The 23,325-nt window shown below is 52.6% G+C and carries 21 protein-coding genes and 2 rRNA genes; 8 read left to right on the top strand and 15 right to left on the bottom strand.

The window, feature by feature from the left end:
* Positions 1-10: 10 nt before the first annotated feature.
* The 7 genes from dtd to typA form a co-directional block, all read right to left on the bottom strand.
* A complete protein-coding gene (gene dtd, locus CWM58_RS24520; protein WP_012543288.1) occupies positions 11-448 on the bottom strand; it encodes a D-aminoacyl-tRNA deacylase in 438 nt (145 codons plus the stop codon).
* Positions 445-1,305, bottom strand: coding sequence for a virulence factor BrkB family protein (locus tag CWM58_RS24515; RefSeq protein ID WP_074387464.1), 861 nt, complete (start codon positions 1,303-1,305; stop codon positions 445-447). The genes dtd and CWM58_RS24515 overlap by 4 nt, the downstream gene beginning before the upstream one ends.
* A complete protein-coding gene (yihX, locus tag CWM58_RS24510; RefSeq protein ID WP_061156265.1) occupies positions 1,299-1,898 on the bottom strand; it encodes a glucose-1-phosphatase in 600 nt (199 codons plus the stop codon). The genes CWM58_RS24515 and yihX overlap by 7 nt, the downstream gene beginning before the upstream one ends.
* A gap of 150 nt (positions 1,899-2,048) precedes the next feature.
* Positions 2,049-3,311, bottom strand: a complete 1,263-nt coding sequence (locus CWM58_RS24505; protein WP_061156266.1) for an MFS transporter — start codon at positions 3,309-3,311, stop codon at positions 2,049-2,051.
* A gap of 100 nt (positions 3,312-3,411) precedes the next feature.
* Positions 3,412-4,392 (bottom strand): sugar phosphate isomerase/epimerase family protein, encoded by a 981-nt coding sequence (locus CWM58_RS24500; RefSeq protein ID WP_100682006.1) that lies wholly within the window; start codon positions 4,390-4,392, stop codon positions 3,412-3,414.
* A gap of 7 nt (positions 4,393-4,399) precedes the next feature.
* Positions 4,400-5,110: a GntR family transcriptional regulator gene (locus CWM58_RS24495; protein WP_100682005.1), complete on the bottom strand. Its 711-nt coding sequence runs from the start codon at positions 5,108-5,110 to the stop codon at positions 4,400-4,402.
* Between the two features lie 198 nt (positions 5,111-5,308).
* Positions 5,309-7,132: a ribosome-dependent GTPase TypA gene (typA, locus tag CWM58_RS24490; protein ID WP_061156269.1), complete on the bottom strand. Its 1,824-nt coding sequence runs from the start codon at positions 7,130-7,132 to the stop codon at positions 5,309-5,311.
* A 378-nt stretch (positions 7,133-7,510) separates the two neighbouring features.
* On the opposite strand from typA, the gene glnA reads away from it, so the two are divergent.
* The 4 genes from glnA to CWM58_RS28905 all read left to right on the top strand — a co-directional run bounded on the left by glnA (position 7,511) and on the right by CWM58_RS28905 (position 11,797).
* Positions 7,511-8,920, top strand: coding sequence for a glutamate--ammonia ligase (glnA, locus tag CWM58_RS24480; protein ID WP_061156270.1), 1,410 nt, complete (start codon positions 7,511-7,513; stop codon positions 8,918-8,920).
* A 188-nt stretch (positions 8,921-9,108) separates the two neighbouring features.
* Positions 9,109-10,158 carry a nitrogen regulation protein NR(II) gene (gene glnL, locus CWM58_RS24470; protein ID WP_008807910.1) on the top strand — a complete coding sequence of 350 codons (1,050 nt, stop codon included), beginning with the start codon at positions 9,109-9,111 and terminating at the stop codon, positions 10,156-10,158.
* Positions 10,159-10,166: 8 nt separating this feature from the next.
* Complete coding sequence (glnG, locus tag CWM58_RS24465) at positions 10,167-11,576, top strand: nitrogen regulation protein NR(I) (protein ID WP_008807911.1); 1,410 nt, start codon at positions 10,167-10,169, stop codon at positions 11,574-11,576.
* Positions 11,577-11,686: 110 nt separating this feature from the next.
* Positions 11,687-11,797 (top strand): YshB family small membrane protein, encoded by a 111-nt coding sequence (locus tag CWM58_RS28905; protein ID WP_004152951.1) that lies wholly within the window; start codon positions 11,687-11,689, stop codon positions 11,795-11,797.
* A gap of 35 nt (positions 11,798-11,832) precedes the next feature.
* On the opposite strand, the gene hemN is transcribed toward CWM58_RS28905, so the two are convergent.
* Positions 11,833-13,206 (bottom strand): oxygen-independent coproporphyrinogen III oxidase, encoded by a 1,374-nt coding sequence (hemN, locus tag CWM58_RS24460; RefSeq protein ID WP_100682004.1) that lies wholly within the window; start codon positions 13,204-13,206, stop codon positions 11,833-11,835.
* 188 nt (positions 13,207-13,394) lie between these two features.
* Positions 13,395-13,901 (bottom strand): Der GTPase-activating protein YihI, encoded by a 507-nt coding sequence (gene yihI, locus CWM58_RS24450; protein WP_061156272.1) that lies wholly within the window; start codon positions 13,899-13,901, stop codon positions 13,395-13,397.
* A gap of 584 nt (positions 13,902-14,485) precedes the next feature.
* Between yihI and yihA the strand changes: the two genes are divergently transcribed.
* Entirely contained in the window at positions 14,486-15,118 is a 633-nt protein-coding gene (gene yihA / locus CWM58_RS24445; protein ID WP_074387468.1) for a ribosome biogenesis GTP-binding protein YihA/YsxC, read from the top strand.
* A gap of 347 nt (positions 15,119-15,465) precedes the next feature.
* Here yihA and polA read toward each other — a convergent pair whose 3' ends face one another.
* Positions 15,466-18,258 (bottom strand): DNA polymerase I, encoded by a 2,793-nt coding sequence (gene polA, locus CWM58_RS24440; protein ID WP_100682003.1) that lies wholly within the window; start codon positions 18,256-18,258, stop codon positions 15,466-15,468.
* A gap of 396 nt (positions 18,259-18,654) precedes the next feature.
* On the opposite strand from polA, the gene CWM58_RS24435 reads away from it, so the two are divergent.
* Entirely contained in the window at positions 18,655-19,554 is a 900-nt protein-coding gene (locus CWM58_RS24435) for an acyltransferase (RefSeq protein WP_100682002.1), read from the top strand.
* Between the two features lie 49 nt (positions 19,555-19,603).
* Here CWM58_RS24435 and dsbA read toward each other — a convergent pair whose 3' ends face one another.
* The 3 genes from dsbA to CWM58_RS24420 form a co-directional block, all read right to left on the bottom strand.
* A complete protein-coding gene (gene dsbA / locus CWM58_RS24430; protein WP_008807917.1) occupies positions 19,604-20,227 on the bottom strand; it encodes a thiol:disulfide interchange protein DsbA in 624 nt (207 codons plus the stop codon).
* 27 nt (positions 20,228-20,254) lie between these two features.
* Positions 20,255-21,241 (bottom strand): serine/threonine protein kinase, encoded by a 987-nt coding sequence (locus CWM58_RS24425; protein WP_100682001.1) that lies wholly within the window; start codon positions 21,239-21,241, stop codon positions 20,255-20,257.
* Positions 21,242-21,316: 75 nt separating this feature from the next.
* Complete coding sequence (locus CWM58_RS24420) at positions 21,317-21,586, bottom strand: YihD family protein (RefSeq protein ID WP_061156277.1); 270 nt, start codon at positions 21,584-21,586, stop codon at positions 21,317-21,319.
* A 71-nt stretch (positions 21,587-21,657) separates the two neighbouring features.
* Here CWM58_RS24420 and mobA point away from each other — a divergent pair, with 71 nt between their 5' ends.
* Together mobA and mobB are read left to right on the top strand one after the other, a co-directional pair.
* Complete coding sequence (gene mobA / locus CWM58_RS24415; RefSeq protein ID WP_100682000.1) at positions 21,658-22,239, top strand: molybdenum cofactor guanylyltransferase MobA; 582 nt, start codon at positions 21,658-21,660, stop codon at positions 22,237-22,239.
* Positions 22,236-22,742 carry a molybdopterin-guanine dinucleotide biosynthesis protein MobB gene (mobB, locus tag CWM58_RS24410; protein ID WP_100632108.1) on the top strand — a complete coding sequence of 169 codons (507 nt, stop codon included), beginning with the start codon at positions 22,236-22,238 and terminating at the stop codon, positions 22,740-22,742. Before mobA ends, mobB begins: the two co-directional genes overlap by 4 nt.
* Before the next feature lie 255 nt (positions 22,743-22,997).
* Here mobB and rrf read toward each other — a convergent pair.
* Both rrf and CWM58_RS24395 read right to left on the bottom strand, forming a co-directional pair.
* Positions 22,998-23,113 (bottom strand): 5S ribosomal RNA (rrf, locus tag CWM58_RS24400).
* 97 nt (positions 23,114-23,210) lie between these two features.
* A 23S ribosomal RNA gene (locus CWM58_RS24395) occupies positions 23,211-23,325 on the bottom strand; the annotation flags it as partial.

Here is a 23,325-nt window from a genome sequence, read left to right as displayed (position 1 = left end):
GGAAGCTGGGTCATACCTGCAACCAAAAGGTCACGGGACCATCATTGACCAAAGAAACCTGCATATCCGCAGCGAATCTTCCGGTCTGGGTGTTCATTTCCTGCTGGCGACAGCGGGCGACGAAATACTCATACAGCGCCTCAGCGCGGTCAGGGGCAGCGCCTTTCGAGAAACTCGGTCGCATCCCCCGCTCGGTATCGGCCGCCAGCGTAAATTGCGAAACCACCAGCACGCTGCCGCCCGCCTGCTGAACATTCAGGTTCATTTTCCCCTCCGCATCGCTGAAGATGCGGTAGCCCAACACGCGTTCGCAGAGGCGATTCGCTTTTTGTTCATCATCGTCTTTTTCGACCCCCAGCAGCACCAGAAGTCCCGGACCAATTTCGCCCGTCACTTCATCCTCCACGGTAACGCTTGCACGGGATACGCGTTGAATTAATGCAATCATGGTTGTTCTGTTTCTTCTGTTTTAAGTTTGCGGTATTCATCGAGAGTGACAGTAATTTCAGCGCCAAGCAAGACGATACACCAGGTCCAGTACACCCAGACGAACAAAATCGGTACCACCGAAATCACGCCATAAATTAACTGATAGGACGGAAAGGTGGTGATATAGAGGGCAAAGGCTTTCTTACCAGCCTCGAACAGCAGCGCCGCCACCAGCGCTCCGATCACTGCATCGCGGTTACGCACCTGGGTGGTCGGCACAATACTGTAGAGTAGCCAGAATGCCGCCCAGGAAAGGATCAGCGGGAAAAGGCGGAGCAGATTATCAATCACGCCGTCCAGATCGCTCGCCCAGCGCAGCGACAGCAGATACGAACTGATCGCCAGGCTGGCACCCGCCAGCAGCGGGCCAAGAGTCAGGATCATCCAGTAGACGGCAAAGGAGTAAACTTTGGGACGGCTGCGTGTGCTGCGCCAGATGGTGTTTAGCGCGCTGTCGATCGAGTACATCAGCAGCAGCGAAGTGACGATCAGGCCAAACGCGCCTACCGCGGTCATGCGGCTGGAATTGGCCACGAACTGCTCGATATACCCCTGAATCACATCGCCCGTCGCCGGAATGAAATTGGCGAAGATAAAATGGCGAATCTGCACACTGACTTCGGAAAACATGGGAAAGGCCGCAAACAGCGCGAACACGACGGCTATCAGCGGCACCAGGGAAAGTAATGACACATAGGCGAGGTTTCCCGCCAGGGTGGTCATATGGTCTTCATCAATGCGCCGCCACAGCAGCTTAAGCCACGCCAGCAGCGGCCGGGTATGGTGGTGTAATTTTTGATGAACGGTTTTTAGCATAGCTGATTCGCAAAATAATCAGGGATGGTCTTCTTCCCGGTCACCAGAATACTGGTGATCCCCAACCGGTTAGCCCCTGCTATATTATCGACGTTATCATCAAAAAAGACCGTATCTGCGGCGGAAAATCCCTCTTCTTCCAATACTCGCTGGTAAATTTGCGCTTCAGGCTTACGCATTCCCATCTCTTGTGACAGATAGATGCGATCGGCGGCAGCGCGCACTTCCGGGTATTCATCAGGCCAGAACGTGGTGTGAAGACGGTTGGTATTGGAGAGCACCACCACCCGATGCCCCTGGGCACGAAGTTTATGCATGATGGTAATCACCTCCGGGCGTAGCGCGACGAATACTGCCTGCCAGCCGTGAGCAAACTGCTCATAGCTGAGGGACATATTCATTTCATGGCACATGGCGGTGGCAAAGTCTTCATCACTGATCTCGCCACGCTCATGCTGGTGGAAAGCCTCTCCCATGGTGAAATGCTGCTTTAGCGTCGCCAGCGGGATGCGGGTTAAATCACTCCAGGTTCCCAATACCCGGTTGAAGTCAATGTCGACAATCACATTACCTAAATCAAAGATATAGAGCATTTTTGTCTCCTTCCGCGCCGTGGAAAATTAACTTTAGCGGGAAAGATGAGGTTTGACTATGTATAAACCTGAAACAACCGCGTGGGCCGCCAGCCACTGACGAACAAAGCCGCATAACGCGGCTTTGAATAAACAGAATGAGACGGGAGGTTATTCCGTCGCAGCGCGCAGCATTTTCCTGCCACCGCTAATTCGTTTCACTAACATGACCGAGACGAACGCGCCACAGAGCGCAAAGCCCGCCATGATGCCAAAGACTATCTTGTAGCCTGCCAGACCTGGGTTGAGGTCAAGAATGTAGCCATACAGGCTGTAGCAGAACATGGCCGGCGCATAACCGATAAAGCTCCCCAGCGCCATGGCTGCGCCGGTCCGGTTTTCAGCGATTTTTGCTTCACCGATCGGGGCAAAGAATACCGCTCGCTGCGTAAACACAATTGCACCAAATCCCAGAGTGCAGATCATACCCAGATAGACCGGCATACTTTCATGGGGCAGCAATATTAACGCCACTAAGGCCAGGGTACTCACACAGAAGGTATAAAAGAGATATTTGCTTGGCGACTTAAGAATTTTATCGGCTATCAGGCCACCAATCGGTCCGCCAACCATTTTTAAACAATACTGATTAATGATGCCGTAGGCGCCCACCAGCGCTACTGGCAACAGGTAGATATTTTTCAGGAAGGGGATAAAGAAAGTGAGTCCGCAGTAAACGGCGTAAACGAAGAAGACGTTAAATGCGATGAGCCAGATGGTTTTATCTTTTAATACCGAAGAGATGCTACTTTTCTCTGTGGCGCTCTCGGTGATAGCTTTCTCAGGCGCATCCTCATCCTTTTCTTTCAACATAAAAAACAGCATGATCCCGACAACAATCACGATGAGAGCATAGAACCAGATCCCGGCTTTAAAACCCAGCAAACCGCTACCAAACCAGGTAAAAATAGCTAAAGCAGAGAAGGCAATAATCGTGTCGACAACCCCCCGCCCGGTTTCAAAGAAGCCAAATAACCGCCCCTGTTGTTCGCTGTTGCCCAGCCGACTTACCGACTTTAATAGCACCGGCCAGTTCATCATATCGCAGGTAACGCCAAATAAGGCCCAAACGAAGAGAATTCCCCAATATCCAGGCATCGTCGTCAGATAGATCCCTAATAAGCCTGTTGCAATCAGTGACAACGACATGGTGTAACGGCGAGGAAGCTTATCGGCAAAGTAAATTGACAGGAAAAAACCAATCGTGGTCACCACTGAGTTCACCGACATGGCATTACCTATCTGGCCATTAGTCAGATGAAAATAGTCCTGCATTGGAATATAAAAGGCATCTTTCAGTGAGGGCAGTTTATAAATGGTGCCGCCGCACAAGGTTAATAAACTGAATATAGCCCATTTCTTTTTTGTGAGCATAGGATCCCCTAATGATTTAACATCATTTGGTTTAAGGAAGATAACAGACCATCATCATTTATTAAAAATGATGACCCGGTATAACGAATTATCGATAAATTTAGTGTGCCAGCACGGTAAGCGCTTCGTTTTTTATTATTTGCAATGTATCTTCGACATGTTTCAGTTGCGCAATCGCATCCTGCTTTTCTTTCAGCAGCCGCTCTTCAAGCTGGTCAGCATCAGGTAGCGGAGTTTCGCTCATTTGCCGCCACGGGATCCACGGGTTGTCACCTTCCGTTGCAAAACGGAACGGGGGTGCATAGTAATCCACCTCCTCTTCCAGGCCGTACGCCATGACCTGCGGCTGGTCATCGCCGAGACAAATTAATTTCGTCAGCAGCGCCTTAAATGGCATATCGCCCTGGCCTGAGTTACAGGCCCGATGCCCAAGTCCACCGTTCTCAGCAATAATACAGGCGTCTTTAATATGAACCTGCGTAATGTAAGGTGACATCAACGCTAACGCCTCAAGAGGTCGTTCATTGGCGTTGATCATATTGGCGAAGTCAAAAAGAAGCGATAGCGTTGGCATTTCGCTGTGTTTAATTAAATTTACCAGTTCAACGCTTTTCAGATCTTCATGTTGCTCAAGGGTAAACGTCAGGCCAGTATGGCTATATGCTTGTTTAATGTATTGAATGTCGGTGGAAATTTTTTCAATAACGTCGTGCAAATGTCCTTCATAACGAGGATAAAAGCGAACGGATGATGCGCCTGTTTTTAAAGCGATAGTGACGGCCTGATCGATTGTTTGTTTATCGGAGGCGCTGGTCTCGATATGAATATCCAGTTGCAACGATTTTGCTTTATCTCCAAACTCGGCTAACTGGATATCATTCATATTGCTCAGCGAGTAGCGCTCGCCATCAAGAACATGTATTTTTACCCCTTTTAAATGCAGGCTATCTGCGATGACCAGCAAATCATTAGGTAAAATACGTTCAAGCCGCATATTCAAATGATAGGCATAGGCATGAAGGTAGAGTGGTATGTTATCAATACGGGAAAGGATCTTCCCGGCGTTATCTTTAGTGACCATAAAATACCTACAAGTTAATAAAGAGATCCACAGCCTCAAATCGCCAGTATTCGAGATCTATCTGCACAATATTACCTGCACTATCGGCACGGTGTTTTTCTATCAGAATAGCCGGCAGACCTGCAGAGCCGCCGATGAATTTGCTCACATCGCCCGACATTCTGACGGGTCTAAAAGCCAGTTTTTTAATCACCACTGGCTTATGATATTCACGCTCCCAGACGGAGGAAAAAGACTGGTTCTTCAACCGGTCAATAAAATCTGGCGCGACGTTAGGGTTGATAAAGGTCTCGTGGTAGAAAACTTTATGCCCTTCAAGCGCTCCCCAGCCGGTTACCAGATATAAATCATCAGACGGAATAACATCCAGCAGGGGTTTAGCAACGTCGGGATAGTCTCGGGTTCGCTGTTTTTCATTAAAGCCCCATGAGGGTTCTCTGCCCTGCTCAATGGCGGCTCGCTGAAAGCTCGCTGAGAGCTCTGGGCTATAGTTAAAACGCGACTGGGCGACAAACCATCCTTTACGGTCTTTACGAAAAATCCTCGATTCCGCTTCCAGGCTAAGCAGCGCCTGACGCAGCGTCATCCGTTTGATGCCCAGTAGCTCACCAAGCTCTCTTTCTGAAGGGAGTTTTCCCCCCGCAGCCGTCAGCCCTTGCTTAAGCCACAGATCCAGTTTCTCTTTCGCATTTTCAACAGTGGAGATATTTTCAGTCATTGTTTAATCCATTTGGTTTAAACCAGATAACTCATCTTACTCTTCCGCAAAAAAAGAAAGCAATTCCTCACACAAACTTTAGGTATAAATGTGACCGATCTCTCTCGGCAACTCGGAAATAGCGCGACGACAGGCAGAGACCGCCCATAAAAAAACCCCGCCGAAGAGGCGGGGTTTAGCGAACAACAAGAAGAAAAATTACTCTTCTTTTGCACCGCGCATCGCGCGTTTACGGTCGTTCTCAGTCAGGTGACGTTTACGGATACGGATAGACGTAGGGGTCACTTCTACCAGTTCGTCGTCATCGATGAACTCCAGAGCCTGCTCCAGGGTCATCTTAATCGGCGGAACCAGAACCGTTGCTTCGTCAGTACCGGACGCACGCATGTTGGTCAGTTTCTTACCGGTCAGGCAGTTTACCGTCAGGTCGTTAGAACGACTGTGAATACCGATGATCTGGCCTTCGTAAACTTCAGCACCGTGGCCGAGGAACAGCTTACCGCGATCCTGCAGACCGAACAGGGCGAACGCAACCGCTTTACCCTGACCGTTAGAGATCAGTACGCCGTTGTTACGCTGGCCCACTTCGCCCGGACGAACGTCGTCGTAGTGGCTGAAGGTGGAGTACAGCAGACCGGTACCAGAAGTCATGGTCATGAACTCTGAACGGAAGCCGATCAGACCACGGCTTGGGATCACGTAGTCGAGACGTACGCGGCCTTTACCGTCTGGATTCATGTTTTTCAGGTCGCCTTTACGCTCGCCCAGCGCCTGCATGACAGAACCCTGGTGCTGCTCTTCGACGTCCAGCGTCACGTTTTCGAACGGCTCTTGTTTACGGCCGTCGATTTCGCGGAAGATAACTTTCGGACGGGAAACCGCCATCTCGAAACCTTCACGACGCATGTTTTCAATCAGAACGGACAGGTGCAGTTCGCCACGACCAGAAACGCGGAATGCATCAGCGTCCTGAGTCTCTTCGACGCGCAGCGCCACGTTGTGCACCAGCTCTTTGTTCAGACGGTCCAGAATCTGGCGAGAGGTAACGAACTTACCTTCTTTACCACAGAACGGAGAGGTGTTGACGTTGAAGAACATGGTTACGGTCGGTTCATCAACGGACAGTGCCGGCAGCGCTTCAACATTCTGCGGATCGCAGATGGTGTCGGAGATGTTCAGCTCGCCCAGACCGGTGATCGCGATGATGTCGCCAGCTTCGGCTACGTCGCTCTCGATACGCTCCAGACCCAGGTGAGTCAGAACTTTACCGACTTTACCGTTACGGGTTTTGCCTTCGCTATCGATGATAGTGACCTGCTGGTTCGGCTTCACTTTACCGCGTTTGATGCGGCCGATACCGATGACGCCAACATAGTTGTTGTAGTCCAGCTGGGAAATCTGCATCTGCAGCGGACCGTCAAGGTCAACGTCCGGCGCCGGCACGCGATCAACAATCGCCTGATACAGCGGGGTCATGTCGTCAGCCATGTCTTCGTGGTCCAGACCCGCGATACCGTTCAGCGCGGACGCGTAAACGATCGGGAAGTCCAGCTGTTCGTCGGTCGCATCAAGGTTAACGAACAGGTCGAACACCTGATCGACAACCCAGTCCGGACGGGCGCCCGGGCGGTCAACTTTGTTGATGACCACGATCGGCTTCAGGCCGTGGGCAAAAGCTTTTTTGGTCACGAAGCGCGTTTGCGGCATCGGGCCATCAAAGGCATCGACCACCAGCAGCACAGAGTCAACCATGGACATAACACGCTCAACCTCACCTCCGAAGTCGGCGTGCCCTGGGGTATCAACGATGTTGATACGGTAATCATTCCATTTGATTGCGGTGTTTTTAGCGAGGATGGTAATCCCACGCTCTTTCTCCAAATCGTTGGAGTCCATCACACGTTCTTGTGCTTCAGTACGTGCGTCGAACGTACCGGATTGCTGTAGCAGCTTGTCAACCAGGGTAGTTTTACCATGGTCAACGTGCGCGATGATGGCGATATTACGCAGATTTTCGATCACAACTTTGCCTCAGGCATTAGAAATAGCGCGTTATTGTACACGTATTAAGCGAAGGACTGAACAGGATCACAAACATCCTCCGCAAACAAGTATTGCAGAGTTTCTTTGTGACCGCTTTCACGGAGCGATAAAAGGGCACCGTAACAAAAACTGCACCAAAATGGTGCTCAATGTTCACACCGAGGCACTATTTTGGTGCATTATCTCCATCATGGTGCAGTCCTTTTGCACTATGGTGCGCATGATACAGCGTTTTATAGGGCATTTAAAAGTTGGCACAGATTTCGCTTTATATTTTTTAAGGCAACAACGCCACTTTTAAGCAGTATGAAGTTTTCGTTACCACGACGACAATGACCAATCCGGGAGAGTTTAAGTATGTCCGCTGAACACGTTTTGACGATGCTGAACGAGCACGAAGTGAAGTTTGTCGATCTGCGCTTCACCGATACCAAAGGTAAAGAACAGCACGTCACGATTCCGTCTCATCAGGTAAATGCCGAATTCTTCGAAGAAGGCAAAATGTTTGATGGCTCCTCGATTGGTGGCTGGAAAGGTATCAACGAATCTGACATGGTCCTGATGCCAGACGCCTCCACCGCGGTCATTGACCCGTTCTTCGAAGAACCGACGCTGATCATCCGCTGCGATATCCTCGAACCAGGCACCCTGCAGGGCTATGACCGCGACCCGCGCTCCATCGCGAAACGCGCTGAAGAGTACCTGCGCGCCACCGGCATCGCTGATACCGTCCTGTTCGGGCCAGAACCAGAATTCTTCCTGTTCGACGACGTCCGCTTCGGCGCCTCTATCTCTGGCTCCCATGTCGCGATCGATGACATCGAAGGTGCGTGGAACTCCTCCACCAAATACGAAGGCGGTAACAAAGGTCACCGTCCGGGCGTGAAAGGGGGTTACTTCCCGGTTCCGCCAGTAGACTCTTCACAGGATATCCGCTCCACCATGTGTATGATCATGGAAGAGATGGGTCTGGTTGTTGAAGCTCACCACCACGAAGTGGCAACCGCAGGTCAGAACGAAGTGGCAACTCGCTTCAACACCATGACCAAAAAAGCGGATGAAATTCAGATTTACAAATACGTTGTTCACAACGTCGCTCACCGCTTCGGTAAAACCGCGACCTTTATGCCGAAACCAATGTTCGGCGACAACGGCTCCGGCATGCACTGCCATATGTCTCTGGCGAAAAACGGGACTAACCTGTTCTCCGGCGACAAATACGCAGGTCTGTCTGAGCAGGCGCTGTTCTACATCGGCGGCGTAATCAAACACGCTAAAGCGATTAACGCCCTGGCGAACCCGACCACCAACTCCTACAAGCGTCTGGTCCCGGGTTACGAAGCGCCGGTTATGCTGGCTTACTCTGCGCGTAACCGCTCTGCCTCCATCCGTATTCCGGTGGTGACCTCTCCGAAAGCGCGTCGTATCGAAGTGCGCTTCCCGGACCCGGCTGCCAACCCGTACCTGTGCTTTGCAGCGCTGCTGATGGCTGGCCTTGATGGTATCAAGAACAAAATCCATCCGGGCGAAGCAATGGACAAAAACCTGTACGACCTGCCGCCGGAAGAAGCGAAAGAGATCCCGCAGGTTGCTGGTTCTCTGGAAGAAGCCCTGCAGGCCCTGGATGCTGACCGCGAGTTCCTGACGGCTGGCGGCGTGTTCACCAATGACGCTATCGATGCTTACATCGCCCTGCGTCTGGAAGAGAACGACCGCGTACGCATGACTCCGCATCCGGTTGAGTTCGAACTGTACTACAGCGTCTAATTTTGCTGTAAATCCAGGGTATGTCGTGTTGTGGCGCGGGATGCCCGGGATATTTTGTTGCCGTGGAAACTTTCAGCCCATCTCAGGATGGGCTTTTTTCTCCACCAACACGCTGATCTCGCGAGCTTTTTACCGATAAAAAGCTATACTGCACTAAATTGGTGCACTCATTTTCAGGAGACTGTCGAATGGCAACAGGCACACTGCCCGATGCTGGGCAGATCCTTAACTCTCTAATCAACAGTATTTTACTGGTCGATGATGACCTGGCGGTGCACTTTGCCAACCCTGCGGCGCAGCAGCTGCTGGCGCAGAGTTCACGCAAGCTGTTTGGCACCCCGTTACCTGAGCTGTTGAGCTATTTCTCATTGAATATTGGGCTGATGCAGGAGAGTCTGCAGGCGGGCCAGGGTTTTACCGATAACGAAGTCACGCTGGTTATCGATGGCCGCTCACACATCCTGTCTCTGACCGCCCAGCGGCTACCGGAAGGCTTTATTTTGCTGGAAATGGCGCCAATGGATAACCAGCGCCGCCTGAGCCAGGAGCAACTGCAGCACGCACAGCAGGTCGCCGCCCGCGATCTGGTCCGCGGCCTGGCACATGAGATAAAAAACCCGTTAGGTGGCCTGCGCGGCGCGGCACAGCTGCTCAGCAAAGCCCTGCCCGACCCGGCGCTAACGGAATATACCAAAGTGATCATCGAGCAGGCTGACCGGCTGAGAAATCTGGTCGATCGCCTGCTTGGGCCACAGCATCCGGGCATGCACGTTACTGAAAGTATCCATAAAGTCGCCGAGCGGGTAGTGAAACTGGTCTCCATGGAGTTACCGGACAACGTGAAGTTAATCCGTGATTACGACCCCAGCCTACCAGAGCTGCCCCACGACCCGGATCAAATTGAACAGGTGTTGCTGAACATCGTCCGTAATGCGCTGCAGGCGCTGGGGCCGGAAGGGGGCGAAATTGTTCTCCGCACCCGCACCGCTTTCCAGCTGACGCTGCACGGGGTGCGTTATCGCCTCGCCGCACGTATTGACGTTGAAGATAATGGCCCGGGTATTCCGCCCCATCTCCAGGATACGCTGTTTTATCCGATGGTCAGCGGCCGCGAAGGCGGTACCGGCCTGGGCTTATCTATTGCCCGCAGCCTTATCGATCAGCACTCCGGCAAAATTGAATTCACCAGCTGGCCGGGTCATACCGAATTTTCGGTATACCTGCCTATTCGGAAGTAGAGGTGTTTATGCAACGAGGGATAGCCTGGATCGTTGATGACGATAGCTCCATCCGCTGGGTGCTTGAACGCGCGCTCACCGGAGCCGGCTTGAGCTGCACAACGTTCGAAAGCGGCAATGAGGTGCTAGATGCCCTCACCACCAAAACCCCGGATGTACTGCTGTCAGATATCCGTATGCCGGGAATGGATGGTCTGGCGCTGCTCAAACAGATTAAGCAGCGTCATCCAATGCTTCCGGTCATCATAATGACCGCACATTCCGATCTGGACGCTGCGGTTAGCGCCTATCAGCAAGGCGCGTTTGATTATCTGCCCAAACCTTTTGATATTGATGAAGCCGTCGCCCTGGTCGATCGGGCGATAAGCCACTACCAGGAGCAGCAACAGCCGCGAAATGCGCCGATAAGCAGCCCAACTGCGGACATCATCGGCGAAGCGCCGGCAATGCAGGATGTCTTTCGCATTATTGGCCGCTTGTCGCGCTCATCCATCAGCGTGCTGATCAATGGCGAATCCGGTACCGGTAAAGAGCTCGTCGCTCACGCCCTGCATCGTCATAGTCCACGTTCAAAAGCGCCGTTTATCGCGCTCAATATGGCAGCAATCCCCAAGGACCTGATTGAGTCCGAGCTGTTCGGTCATGAAAAAGGGGCCTTTACCGGCGCCAATACCGTCCGCCAGGGACGCTTCGAACAGGCTGACGGCGGCACGCTATTCCTGGATGAAATTGGCGATATGCCGCTTGATGTGCAGACTCGTCTGCTGCGCGTGCTGGCGGATGGCCAGTTTTATCGCGTGGGCGGCTACGCGCCGGTGAAGGTTGATGTGCGGATTATCGCCGCCACCCACCAGAACCTGGAACAGCGCGTGCAGGAGGGGAAATTCCGTGAAGATTTATTCCACCGCCTGAACGTGATCCGGGTACATTTACCGCCGCTGCGCGAGCGCCGGGAAGATATTCCACGTCTGGCTCGCCATTTTCTGCAGATAGCCGCCCGCGAGCTCGGCGTTGAAGCCAAACAGCTGCATCCGGAAACGGAGACAGCGCTGACTCGCCTGGCGTGGCCTGGCAACGTCCGTCAGCTGGAAAATACCTGTCGCTGGCTCACCGTGATGGCCGCCGGCCAGGAAGTGCTGACGCAGGATCTGCCGAGCGAACTGTTTGAGACCACGGTTCCGGACAGCCCGACGCAGATGCAGCCCGATAGCTGGGCGACGCTGCTGGGTCAGTGGGCCGATCGGGCGCTGCGCTCCGGTCATCAAAACCTGCTCTCAGAAGCGCAACCTGAAATGGAACGCACGCTGCTGACAACCGCCCTGCGCCACACGCAAGGTCACAAGCAGGAAGCCGCACGCCTGCTGGGATGGGGTCGTAATACCCTGACGCGTAAGCTAAAAGAGCTGGGAATGGAGTAGTGATTAACGGCATGATGAAAATTAGCCGTTCAGCGCAAAGTGCTGCTATTTTGTACTTTACTGTTCCGATGAGTTGAGTATGATCGTGCCCGGCATTACGGGAGAGCATCATGTTTGAATCACTGGTGAGTATGATATCGAGCGGCGCCGCTGCGAGTCACACGCCACAGACGGCAGTCGCAGCCGTTCTGTGCGCTGCGCTGGTCGGGCTGTTCAGCTAATTGTTCCCCCTCTTCCGTCGGAGAGGGGGAAAACATTAAATGACCCGTGAGAACTGCTGCATCCGAGCCTTTTGCCGTAGATACGCGTCAAAGCACATACAGATATTGCGGATCAGCAGGCGGCCTTTCGCCGTCACCTGAATGGCCTTATCATCCACAGCCACCAGCCCGTCATGTGCCAACGGCGCCAGTAGCTTCAGGTCTTCCGCAAAATAAGACTGAAAATCCACATCCCACTGCGCCTCTACTGCCTCAATATCCAGACGGAAATTACAGATCAACGCCTTAATCACGTCACGACGTAAACAGTCATCACGGGTTAACGCGATCCCGCGCCACAGGGCGTCCCCTTGCTCTGCCACCTGCTGGTAGTATTGCTTCAGCTCTTTTTGGTTCTGAGCGTAGCTGTCGCCAATCATGCTGATCGCCGAAACGCCCATTCCCAGCAGATCGGTATCCCCCTGGGTGGTGTAGCCCTGGAAATTGCGGTGCAGTATGCCGTGACGTTGCGCGACCGCTAATTCATCGTCTGGGCGAGCAAAGTGGTCCATGCCGATAAACTGATAGCCTGCCGCCGTCAGTGAACCGATGGTCTCCTGCAGGATCTCCAGCTTCTGTTCAGCGGAGGGCAGATCGGCATCTTTAATTTTCCGCTGTGCGGCAAAGAGCGTGGGCAGATGCGCATAGTTAAACACGCTCAGGCGGTCAGGATTGAGCTCAGCGACCTTTTGCAGGGTAAAGGCAAAGCTCTCAGGCGTTTGCTTCGGCAGGCCGTAGATGAGGTCGATATTGGTCGAGGTAAAACCAATCTCCCGCGCATGGTTGAGCAAATCAAAGATGAACGCTTCATCCTGCTCACGGTTAACCAGACGCTGAACCTCTTTATTGAAGTCCTGCACGCCCATACTCAGGCGGTTGAAACCCTCGGTGCGTAAATGATCGAGGACATCCAGCTCGATCTCACGTGGATCGACCTCAATGGAGATCTCGGCTTCCGCGCTGAAATGGAAGTGGCTGCGCAACAGATTCATCAGGCGACTGATTTGCGCCTTATTGAGATAGGTTGGCGTGCCGCCACCCCAGTGCAGTTGTTTAACCTGGCGACAGGCAAACAGCGGCGCGCGGCGGATGATCTCCTGTTCAAGGACATCGAGATATTGATCGGCCTTATGCTGCTGGCGGGTGACTATCTTATTGCAGCCGCAGAAATAACACAGCTTATGGCAAAAAGGGATATGCACGTACAGCGACAGGGGCCGCTGTGGATAACGGGCCACAGCGGCTTCGAATTCCGCCGCGCCGAATTGCGGTGAAAACTCCAGCGCGGTGGGATACGAGGTATAGCGCGGCCCGGAATAGTTATATTTCTGGATCAGGGCCAGATCCCAGTCGATTATCTGCTCAGACATGCTCACTCCTTCCGATGGTGCCGCCGACGGGTACGCCGTCCCGGCCTCACCGCACCGCGGGTCATGAGCCGGTTGCGCAGCCATTTCTGACGCCGCGACAACCGTCGTAGTTTAACGAATAACCACAGCAGATAACATATAACCAGAAGGGTTATAAGCAGTACCGGGAATCCGATGGGATGCAAATGTTAGTTTCCACCCTTCAGCAGACGCATCATATCTTCCTGACGTTCTTCCTCTTCTTCATCTTCGTCATCGTAAGAGAGGCCGAGCTGCTGCATCAGCTCATCAATGCGATCCAGTTTGGCGTCCACCCAGCTCTGCTCTTCAGCATTCAGGGTGCCGCCCTCTTCCAGACGTTCCAGCAGCGCATCCAGGCGCTCATCATTCTCCAGCAACTCCAGCTCAGCCTGCGGTGAAAGCATAGGTTTCTCGCTCTTTGGTTTATGCTGCTTGGGGGCCGGGGTGCTGCTTTCGCTCACGCCCAGCGGGATCGGTTTTTTACTACCGACGCGTGGGTCTTGCGTCTGGCTCTGTTTTTTGCCCGCTGAAGCCGCATCGCCGCCGTTCGCGCGACTTCCCGCCGCGTGGCCACGATGTTTCTTTTGCCGTTTGCGATCGCGAGCTTCCTGATTTATTTCTTCACGCGACTTGCGGCCGGATTTGCCACGGGTGGCGGATGTCGGTTTTTTCATGGTATGTAATCTTCAGACAGTATTATTCAGTATAGAATTGAGGCGGAATCTAGCAGAAAGCAAGCAAAGAAAAAAGGCGACAGATTACTCTGTCGCCTTTTTCCTCACTGACCACCCTTAACGGGCTTCTTCTTTCCCTGTTCGCTAACGACTTACCCTGTCTTTCCCTTAGCGTCCAACGGTCCCTGTTTCTTCCTTTTCCCTTTGAAACGTCTCCAAGACGCGCGTCATCCTGACTATCCTGTGGTCTTCGCCTCCTGGCGCTTCCTGACCCCTCGTCCTGAGTCTTAATCCTTTCAGCATCCCCGCCGTTGTGTATTACTTTACCCTGTTGACAAAAATCGACAACCAGCCAGGCCGTTAAAAAAACATTTTCAGATTTCTCTATTTTTATAACTCTTTTATTTTCAATGAATTATATCTTTATCGTCTTATTATTCTCAGGTATGTCCTATACGAAGAATAGTCAATGTCTCACAAACCATATGGTTTTTACTTACAGGAACGGCGTGCGGTAAAAACAGCCTTTTTCTGCTGTTCAGGTATAATCCCTGCCATAGCCTGTTTTAACGGAGACGACCGTCTTGACCAACTGGAATTATCAACTGACGCACTTTGTCACTAGCGCGCCAGATATCCGCCATCTTCCTGCCGATACCGGTATTGAAGTGGCGTTCGCCGGCCGCTCCAACGCGGGAAAATCCAGCGCGCTGAATACGCTGACCAACCAGAAGAGCCTGGCGCGGACCTCCAAGACTCCTGGACGTACGCAGCTGATTAACCTGTTCGAAGTCGCCGATGGCAAACGCCTGGTTGACCTGCCCGGCTATGGTTATGCGCAAGTACCCGAAGAGATGAAGATCAAGTGGCAGCGTGCGCTGGGAGAGTACCTGGAAAAACGTCTGTGCCTGAAAGGCCTGGTGGTGCTGATGGATATTCGCCACCCCCTTAAAGATCTCGATCAACAAATGATCGAATGGGCGGTAGAAAGTGATATTCAGGTTCTGGTCCTGCTGACCAAAGCCGATAAGCTCGCCAGCGGCGCGCGTAAAGCGCAAGTGAATATGGTGCGAGAAGCGGTACTGGCCTTCAATGGCGATGTCCAGGTTGAACCCTTCTCCTCGCTGAAAAAATCTGGCGTGGATAAGCTGCGACAGAAGCTGGATAGCTGGTTTAACGAAATCCCGCCGCAAGAAGCCGTCGAAGACGCCGAGTAACCCCCGCTTTTTCCGGATAACGGCGCGTAGCGCCCTATCCGGACGTTCATATTACGCGGTTTTAACTGCATCAAACTTTTCTTTCGCGCAATAAAAAACGCCCCGGTCATAAATGACCGGGGCGGCTAAAATATTCAGCCAAATCCGATTACGTGAAGTAAAAGGTCTGAAAGATAGAACATCTTACCTCTGTACCCTACGCGATTAACTCTACTCTTCTTTCGCTCACGGATAAAGCATTTTTTGTAGTTTTTTTTCACTATTTACATAGCAAATTCAAATGATCCTCACAAAACGCTATAAGTTATGTTGCTTACTTACAGAAAATCGCTTTGCACTTTGTATACTTAGTGCGCTTGATCCCAGTTTTCACCACTACCGACTTCCACCAGCAGCGGTACCGCCAGCGTAGTGCTGTTCTCCATCAGTTCATGGATCTTTTTCGACACGGCATCGAGCTCATCTTTATGCACTTCAAAGACCAGTTCATCGTGAACCTGCATGATCATCCGCACGCGAGGTTGCTCCTTCCGCAGCCATTCATCAACAGCAATCATCGCCCGCTTGATAATGTCCGCCGCCGTCCCCTGCATCGGGGCGTTGATCGCCGCACGTTCCGCGCCGGCGCGACGGGCACCATTGCTGGATTTGATATCCGGCAGATAGAGTCGACGGCCATCCAGCGTTTCAACGTACCCTTGCTCTTTCGCCTGAGCGCGGGTGCGCTCCATATACTCCAGGACGCCCGGATAACGCTCGAAATAAAGATCCATATACTTCTGTGCTTCTTTACGCGGGATGTTCAGCTGGCGGGCCAGGCCGAAGGCGCTCATACCATAGATGAGACCGAAGTTGATGGCTTTCGCACTGCGGCGTTGTTCGCTGCTGACGCTGTCCAGTGGTAAGCCAAACACTTCAGCCGCCGTCGCCCGGTGAATATCCTTCCCTTCTGCGAAAGCGGTCAGCAGGCCTTTATCCCGCGACAGGTGCGCCATAATACGCAGTTCGATTTGCGAGTAGTCCGCTGAGACAATGACGTAATCTTCCGGCGCGATAAACGCCTGGCGAATACGCCGTCCTTCTTCGTTACGCACTGGGATATTTTGCAGGTTTGGATCGGTAGACGATAAACGGCCGGTAGCAGTGACCGCCTGATGATAGGAGGTATGCACGCGCCCCGTTTTGGGGTTAATCATCAGCGGCAGTTTATCGGTATAGGTCGATTTCAGTTTCGCCAGCCCGCGATATTCCAGAATCACTTTCGGCAACGGATAATCCAGCGCCAGCTCTTCCAGGACCTCTTCAGACGTGGACGGCGCGCCGCCCGGCGTCTTCTTCAGCGGCTTGATGCCCTGTTTCTCAAACAGAATCGTTTGCAACTGCTTGGTGGAAGAGAGATTGAACACTTCCCCGGCAATATCATGCGCGCGCTGCTCCAGCTCTACCAGACGCAGAGCGATCTCCTGCGAATGCGCATGCAGCACAGCGGGATCGATTTTCACGCCATTGCGTTCAACACGTGACAGCACCGGCACCAGCGGCATTTCGATATGCTTAAAGATATTCAGCGGACCTTCATGCTGCTGCAGCTTCGGCCACATCTTCAGATGCAGCTGGAGCGTGACGTCGGCATCTTCCGCCGCGTAGCGGCCAGCCTCCTCCAGTGCAATCTGGTTAAAGGTGAGCTGGTTCTTACCTTTACCGGCGATCTCTTCAAAGGTAATGGTTTTATGCTTCAGCCAGCGGTCGGAAAGACTGTCCATATCGTGACGGCCCGCCACGCTGTCGAGAATGTAGGATTCCAGCATGGTATCGAACGCAATCCCGCGCAGCTCAATGTCGTAGTTGGCCAAAATACCACGATCGTATTTGAGATTTTGCCCGACCTTGAGCAGCTTCTCATCCTCCAACAGCGGTTTAAGCAACGCCAGTACGCGCTCGCGGGGGATCTGATCCGGTGCATCAAGATAATCATGCGCCACGGGAACATAGGCGGCCACGCCCGGCTCAACCGCGAATGAAAGACCGACCATATTGGCGGAGATGTTATCCAGGCTGTCGGTTTCCGTATCAAAGGCAAAGAGCGGCGCCTGCTTCAGCTTATCGATCCAGGTGACCAGCGTGGCCTCATCAAGGATAGTGACATAGTGCTCTGCTGAAAGGGCGGAGGCCGGTTCATCCTCTGCTTCTGCTTGTGCCGCTGCCGCAGGCTCTGCAGGTTTCGCGGCCGGTTTGCCGCCCTTGGCCTGCAGCCATTTCCCGGCCTCAACGTCGGTTGTCCAGCGCTTAAATTCGTACTGCCTGAACAGCGCCAGCAGATCATCAGCCGCCGGCGGCTGCACCTCCAGCTCTTCGCACGTGAGCTCCAGCTCGACGTCGGTTTTAATGGTCGCCAGCTGATAAGAGAGATAAGCCACGTCCTTGTTCTGTTCCAGCTTCGCCGCCATCGTTTTCGCGCCGCGGAAGCTCAGTTCAGCAATTTTCTCCGGTTCCGCATACAGCGTATCAAGGCCGCCAAGGCCTTGCAGCAGCGCCTGGGCGGTCTTCTCACCCACGCCCGGCACGCCGGGAATGTTATCCGAGGAATCGCCCATCAGTGCCAGGAAATCGATAATCAGCTCCGGCGGGACGCCATACTTGGTGACGACCTCATCCGGTCCGAGGATAGTGTTAGTCATAGTATTGATCAGGGTGATCCCCGGCGTCACCAGCTGAGCCATGTCTTTATCACCGGTGCTGATCAGCACCGGACGGCCCGCCCTTTCTGCTTCCCGTGCCAGGGTGCCTATCACATCGTCGGCTTCGACGCCCGGAACCGCCATCAGCGGCAGCCCCATCGCTTTCACCATCTTATGCAAAGGCTCGATCTGCGCACGCAGATCGTCCGGCATCGGCGGGCGGTGGGACTTGTAGTGTTCGAACAATTCATCACGGAAGGTTTTCCCTTTCGCATCAAAGACCACGACGGCATGAGACGGCTGATACTGCAGGATCAAACTGCGCAGCATATTCAGTACGCCGTACATAGCCCCGGTCGGCTCCCCTGCGCTGTTAGTCAGCGGCGGAAACGCATGATACGCCCGATAAAGATAGGAGGAGCCGTCAACGAGGATGAGAGGGTTTTCTGGGATCTGAACCATAATTTCCGTGCCTGTTTATCAGATTATGGATAAAGGATGCCACAGACGGGCATGAAATCCTGAATTTTTCCCACATTTCGTGGAAAAGATTCGACGATCGTCGCGATCGCCGGACAACTTTGTTTGTGGATAACTTTGTGCATAGTTTTACAACGTCAGCTTATCCGCCCCTGAAAAAAAACGAATAAATAGTATTACTCTTTATATATCAGACAATTAAAAACATATCGGTGATCATGGCATCAATTTGATGACCCAATGTTCCATGTGGATAGAAGATCCTTGTTTTTTTCTGTTCTCGTAAGATCCGTTATTTACCGCGTTTTCTGGTAAAATCAGCCTCTTGCGCAGCTTAAAGGCGCTCTTTGTCAGCCTAACTTTCTGAATAAACTAACTATGTCGAGATTACTCGCTGCGATAACACTTCCGCTGAGTATCGCCTTAACCATCTTAGTCACCATTATCTGCTCTGTACCGATCATCGTCGCCGGGCTGATTAAACTGCTGGTTCCCATTCCAGCGGTATGGCGATCTATATCTGTTTTTTGCAATTTTATGATGTATTGCTGGTGCGAAGGGCTGGCGCTGCTGTTGTATCTCAATCCCTGGCTTAAATGGGACGTCGAGGGTCTGGAAGGCTTAAATAAAAAGAACTGGTATCTGCTGATCAGTAACCACCATAGCTGGGCAGACATCGTGGTGTTGTGCGTGCTGTTCCGCAAGCATATTCCGATGAATAAGTACTTCCTTAAACAGCAGCTGGCATGGGTACCCTTCATCGGCCTCGCCTGCTGGGCGCTGGATATGCCCTTTATGCGCCGCTATTCGCGCAGTTACCTTATTAGACATCCAGAACGCCGCGGTAAAGATGTCGAAACCACCCGCCGTTCGTGTGAAAAATTCCGCGCGCATCCGACGACTATCGTCAATTTCGTGGAAGGCTCGCGTTTTACCGAAGCCAAAAAACGCGAGACGCGCTCGCCTTACGATAACCTGCTACCACCTAAAGCGGCAGGCATCGCCATGGCGCTCAACGTACTCGGTTCGCAGTTCGATAAACTACTGAATGTCACGCTGTGCTACCCGGAGAACAATACAAGGCCATTTTACGACATGCTGAGCGGCCGCCTGACGCGCATTGTAGTACGAATCAATCTGGTCCCTATTGGTGAAGAGCTGCACGGTGATTACGTTAACGATAAGAACTTTAAGCGCGGCTTCCAGCGCTGGCTGAATGGGCTATGGGAAGAGAAAGACCGTCAGTTGACTGACATCATGCGGGACAAAGAAAGGTAGTCACTGCCAGAACAGCTAAAGTAACGCCGGTCAGTGACCGGCGTTTTTTTTATTTCTTCTCTACCAGTTGCTTCACGGTATCCGCATACTGAGCGACGAAGACATCCATATTGCTGGTGTCCATCCCCTGCGGGTTCAGCTGGTATTTACCATTAACATACATAGCCGGTACCCCCTGCAACTGCAGATCGGCTGCCGCTTTCTCTTGCTGAGCGACCAGAGATTTCACCACGAAGCTATTCCAAGCGGCATCGTAGTCTTCCCCTTTCACGCCAGCATCGACGAACACCTTACGAATGTCAGCCACGCTCTGCACGGTCTGGGTTTTCTGCACGGCTTCGAACATCGGCGCAGTAATTTTATCTTCAACGCCCAGAGCGATGGCCACCGCCCATGCCTGCGTCAGATCCTTGCCCAGAGGGCCCAGGAACTCAACGTGGTATTTGGTCATTTTGGTGCCTTCCGGCAGTTTCTGACGCACATTGTCAGAAACATGCAGCACTTCTTCAAACTGGTAGCAGTGCGGGCAATAGAATGAAAAGAACTCGAGCACCTGCGGCTCGCCAGCAATCGGCTTATCAAGGGTGATGTACTGCTTGCCATCGGTGATCTGGGCAGCGGATGCACTAAAAGCCAGAATCATACCAGCCAGCGCCAGCCAAACTTTTTTCATGATTTACTCTCTCCTGGATATATCACATTAATACATTGGCGTTAACTGAAGCGGGGGTTCCTGTAGAACCTTCACCTGCTCAAGAAAAGTCGACGTCTGCCCCCGCCAGTAATCCTCCCCGGTTAACCAGGGGAAATTGACCGGGAAAGCGGGATCGTCCCAGCGTCTGAGCAACCACGCCAGATAATAAACCAGCCGCATAGCGCGTAAAGGTTCAATTAGCGCGATTTCATCGCTGTTAAAGGGGCTGAATTCCTCATAGGCCTCGACGATGGTCTCTAGCTGCATACGCTGTTCAGCCTTATCGCCGATAAGCAGCATCCACAGATCCTGAATCGCCGGGCCGGTTCGCGCATCGTCTAAGTCGACAAACAGTGGCCCGTCGCGCCAGAGGATATTACCCGCATGGCAGTCACCGTGCAGGCGTAACGTGTTCCCACAGCCGTGCCATTGCTCCATGACGGCAGCAATGAGTTTATCGGTCGCCTTCAGAAAATCGGCCTTCAGGCCAGAGGGGATAAGCGTCGCCTGTTCAAACACCTGGCGCGGTTCCAGCAGGTACTCCTGCACGCCAATTTCCGGGCGGGCAGTAAAGCGCTGTTTGCGGCCAGTCTGGTGCAGGCGCCCCAGATAGCGGCCAACCCATTCCATCTGATCAAGGTTATCCGCTTCGAACTGACGACCGCCAAGGCTTGGGAAAACGGCAAAGTAGAATCCCTGATGCTGATGAAGCGTGCTGTCGTTAAATAAGAGCGGCGCAGCAACAGGCACTTCATCTTCTACAAGCTGAAGCGCAAACTGGTGTTCTTCAAGGATCTGTTCTGCGGACCAGCGCTCAGGACGATAGAACTTTACCACATAGCGATGGCGCTCTTCGTCCTGGAACTGATAAACGCGGTTCTCATAGCTGTTTAGCGGAGTGAGACCGGAATCCACCCGCATACCCAGATCGAATAACCCATCGATAATGGTATCCGGGCGAAGCGTCTGAAAAGTAAAAGCCTTACCGTGCATCCTGACATCCGATAATCGTACGAATAGTTCAGGATATCATCTCATTGCACTTTACGCGGCAGCGCTTACAACCTTTTACTCTTTTATTACCCCGCGGGCGCGCAGCAGTGCGGTTTTAAAGTCCTCTTCATAATCCTTCTGAATACCTGGGATGATGGCATCTTTAGAAGAGTCACGCATCTTCAGGTGATAGATCAGAATATCGTCGGAAAGATCGCTCAGTTCGCCATCATAGCCAGCCTCTTTCGCCAGTTTCTGCAAAAATTGCATCAGATTCAGTTCAGGCTCTTTCTGCCAGGCAGGCTGGAGGAGTTCAATTACTTCATTCAGACGTTTACATTTCATGGTCATGCTCCTTACTCTTGATAGGGACAAGTTAACAGGGTCAATCCCACAATGAAAGAGGCGATATTCATATGCAAAGCGAGGCGATAACCGGCGTCGTGCTGGCGGGCGGCAGAGCCACGCGAATGGGCGGCATTGATAAAGGATTACAGCTGCTCAATGGACGCCCTCTCTGGCGTCACGTCGCAGAGGCATTAGCCCCGCAGGTTGATGCGTTAGTCATTAGCGCCAACCGTCATCTTGAACAGTGGCGTGCCAGTGGATATCCGGTCTTTAGAGATATACAGGAGGATTATCAGGGACCACTGGCCGGAATGCTTGCTGTGATGCAGCAGGTTACAAGTCCATGGTTTGTTTTTTGCCCCTGCGACACGCCGTTCATTCCGTCCTTTTTGGTGGAGCGCTTTGCACAGCAGAAAGATGCTGCGCCGGTCGTTTGGGCCCATGACGGCGAACGGGATCATCCCGCCGTTGCGCTCGTGCATCGACAAATCATCCCGGACCTCGAGGCCTACCTTACCAGTGGAGAACGCCGGGTAATGGTCTTTATGCGTCAAGTGGGTGGGCGCCCGGTGAATTTCAGCGATGTGAAATCAGCGTTCATCAATGTAAATACGCTTGATGATTTGCAGCAGATGCAGGAGCCATCATGATCCCATTACTGGCGATCGCCGCATGGAGCGGTACCGGAAAAACAACATTATTAAAGCGTCTTATCCCTGAGCTGTGCGTCAGAGGTCTGCGTCCCGGGCTGATAAAACATACCCATCATGATATGGACGTCGATAAACCCGGCAAAGATAGCTATGAATTACGTAAGGCGGGCGCTGCGCAGACCATTGTCGCCAGCGAACAGCGTTGGGCGTTGATGACGGAGACGCCAGAGACGCCGGAATTAGATCTCACGTGGCTTGTCAGTCGAATGGATGCCAGCAAACTGGACCTGGTTTTAGTGGAGGGGTTTAAACATGAACCCGTGCCGAAGATCCTACTTTTTCGGCAAAACAGCGGCCATTGTGTAGAAGAGTTGGTGATTGATGAGCATACCATCGCCGTGGCCAGCGATGTGCCGATCGCGACATCACTTCCGCAGTTGGATTTAAATGATGTTCCACAGATCGCGACATTTATTGCAAGTTGGTTAGAGAGGCATTAGCAGTTTATCGGTAGGGATTGCTTCTTAACACAGACTTTAATGAATGGCATCGGCAGACAGGGGCCTCCCCGGAGGCGGTGCTGCGCACCTTATCCGGGCTACCAGTCAGCCCCGGTTTGTAGCCCAGGTCAGCGCAGCGCCACCGGGGAGATATACCCCACACAGCAAAAAACCCCGCACCTTTCGGCACGGGGTTCTTTTTTAACGCAAAACAAAAAGCTCAGTCTTTCGACTGAGCTTTCTGCTTTATTTGATGCCTGGCAGTTCCCTACTCTCACATGGGGAGACCCCACACTACCATCGGCGCTACGGCGTTTCACTTCTGAGTTCGGCATGGGGTCAGGTGGGACCACCGCGCTATTGCCGCCAGGCAAATTCTGTTTTATCAACACGCCACCCGGACGCATCGATTAATCTGTATCACGCTGAAAATCTTCTCTCAAATCGCCAAAACATCTTCGGCGTTGTAAGGTTAAGCCTCACGGTTCATTAGTACCGGTTAGCTCAACGCATCGCTGCGCTTACACACCCGGCCTATCAACGTCGTCGTCTTCAACGTTCCTTCAGGAGACTTAAAGTCTCA

The sequence above is a fragment of the Klebsiella sp. H-Nf2 genome (genome assembly GCF_002806645.1).
Lineage (GTDB): Bacteria > Pseudomonadota > Gammaproteobacteria > Enterobacterales > Enterobacteriaceae > Klebsiella > Klebsiella variicola.
This window is presented reverse-complemented; position numbering and strand designations above follow the sequence as displayed.

Coding starts and splice junctions, on each gene's coding strand:
- dtd (WP_012543288.1), bottom strand. CDS start 448: ATGATTGCATTAATTCAACGCGTATCCCGTGCAAGCGTTACCGTGGAG.
- CWM58_RS24515 (WP_074387464.1), bottom strand. CDS start 1,305: ATGCTAAAAACCGTTCATCAAAAATTACACCACCATACCCGGCCGCTG.
- yihX (WP_061156265.1), bottom strand. CDS start 1,898: ATGCTCTATATCTTTGATTTAGGTAATGTGATTGTCGACATTGACTTC.
- CWM58_RS24505 (WP_061156266.1), bottom strand. CDS start 3,311: ATGCTCACAAAAAAGAAATGGGCTATATTCAGTTTATTAACCTTGTGC.
- CWM58_RS24500 (WP_100682006.1), bottom strand. CDS start 4,392: ATGGTCACTAAAGATAACGCCGGGAAGATCCTTTCCCGTATTGATAAC.
- CWM58_RS24495 (WP_100682005.1), bottom strand. CDS start 5,110: ATGACTGAAAATATCTCCACTGTTGAAAATGCGAAAGAGAAACTGGAT.
- glnA (WP_061156270.1), top strand. CDS start 7,511: ATGTCCGCTGAACACGTTTTGACGATGCTGAACGAGCACGAAGTGAAG.
- glnL (WP_008807910.1), top strand. CDS start 9,109: ATGGCAACAGGCACACTGCCCGATGCTGGGCAGATCCTTAACTCTCTA.
- glnG (WP_008807911.1), top strand. CDS start 10,167: ATGCAACGAGGGATAGCCTGGATCGTTGATGACGATAGCTCCATCCGC.
- CWM58_RS28905 (WP_004152951.1), top strand. CDS start 11,687: ATGTTTGAATCACTGGTGAGTATGATATCGAGCGGCGCCGCTGCGAGT.
- hemN (WP_100682004.1), bottom strand. CDS start 13,206: ATGTCTGAGCAGATAATCGACTGGGATCTGGCCCTGATCCAGAAATAT.
- yihI (WP_061156272.1), bottom strand. CDS start 13,901: ATGAAAAAACCGACATCCGCCACCCGTGGCAAATCCGGCCGCAAGTCG.
- polA (WP_100682003.1), bottom strand. CDS start 18,258: ATGGTTCAGATCCCAGAAAACCCTCTCATCCTCGTTGACGGCTCCTCC.
- CWM58_RS24435 (WP_100682002.1), top strand. CDS start 18,655: ATGTCGAGATTACTCGCTGCGATAACACTTCCGCTGAGTATCGCCTTA.
- dsbA (WP_008807917.1), bottom strand. CDS start 20,227: ATGAAAAAAGTTTGGCTGGCGCTGGCTGGTATGATTCTGGCTTTTAGT.
- CWM58_RS24425 (WP_100682001.1), bottom strand. CDS start 21,241: ATGCACGGTAAGGCTTTTACTTTTCAGACGCTTCGCCCGGATACCATT.
- CWM58_RS24420 (WP_061156277.1), bottom strand. CDS start 21,586: ATGAAATGTAAACGTCTGAATGAAGTAATTGAACTCCTCCAGCCTGCC.
- mobA (WP_100682000.1), top strand. CDS start 21,658: ATGCAAAGCGAGGCGATAACCGGCGTCGTGCTGGCGGGCGGCAGAGCC.
- mobB (WP_100632108.1), top strand. CDS start 22,236: ATGATCCCATTACTGGCGATCGCCGCATGGAGCGGTACCGGAAAAACA.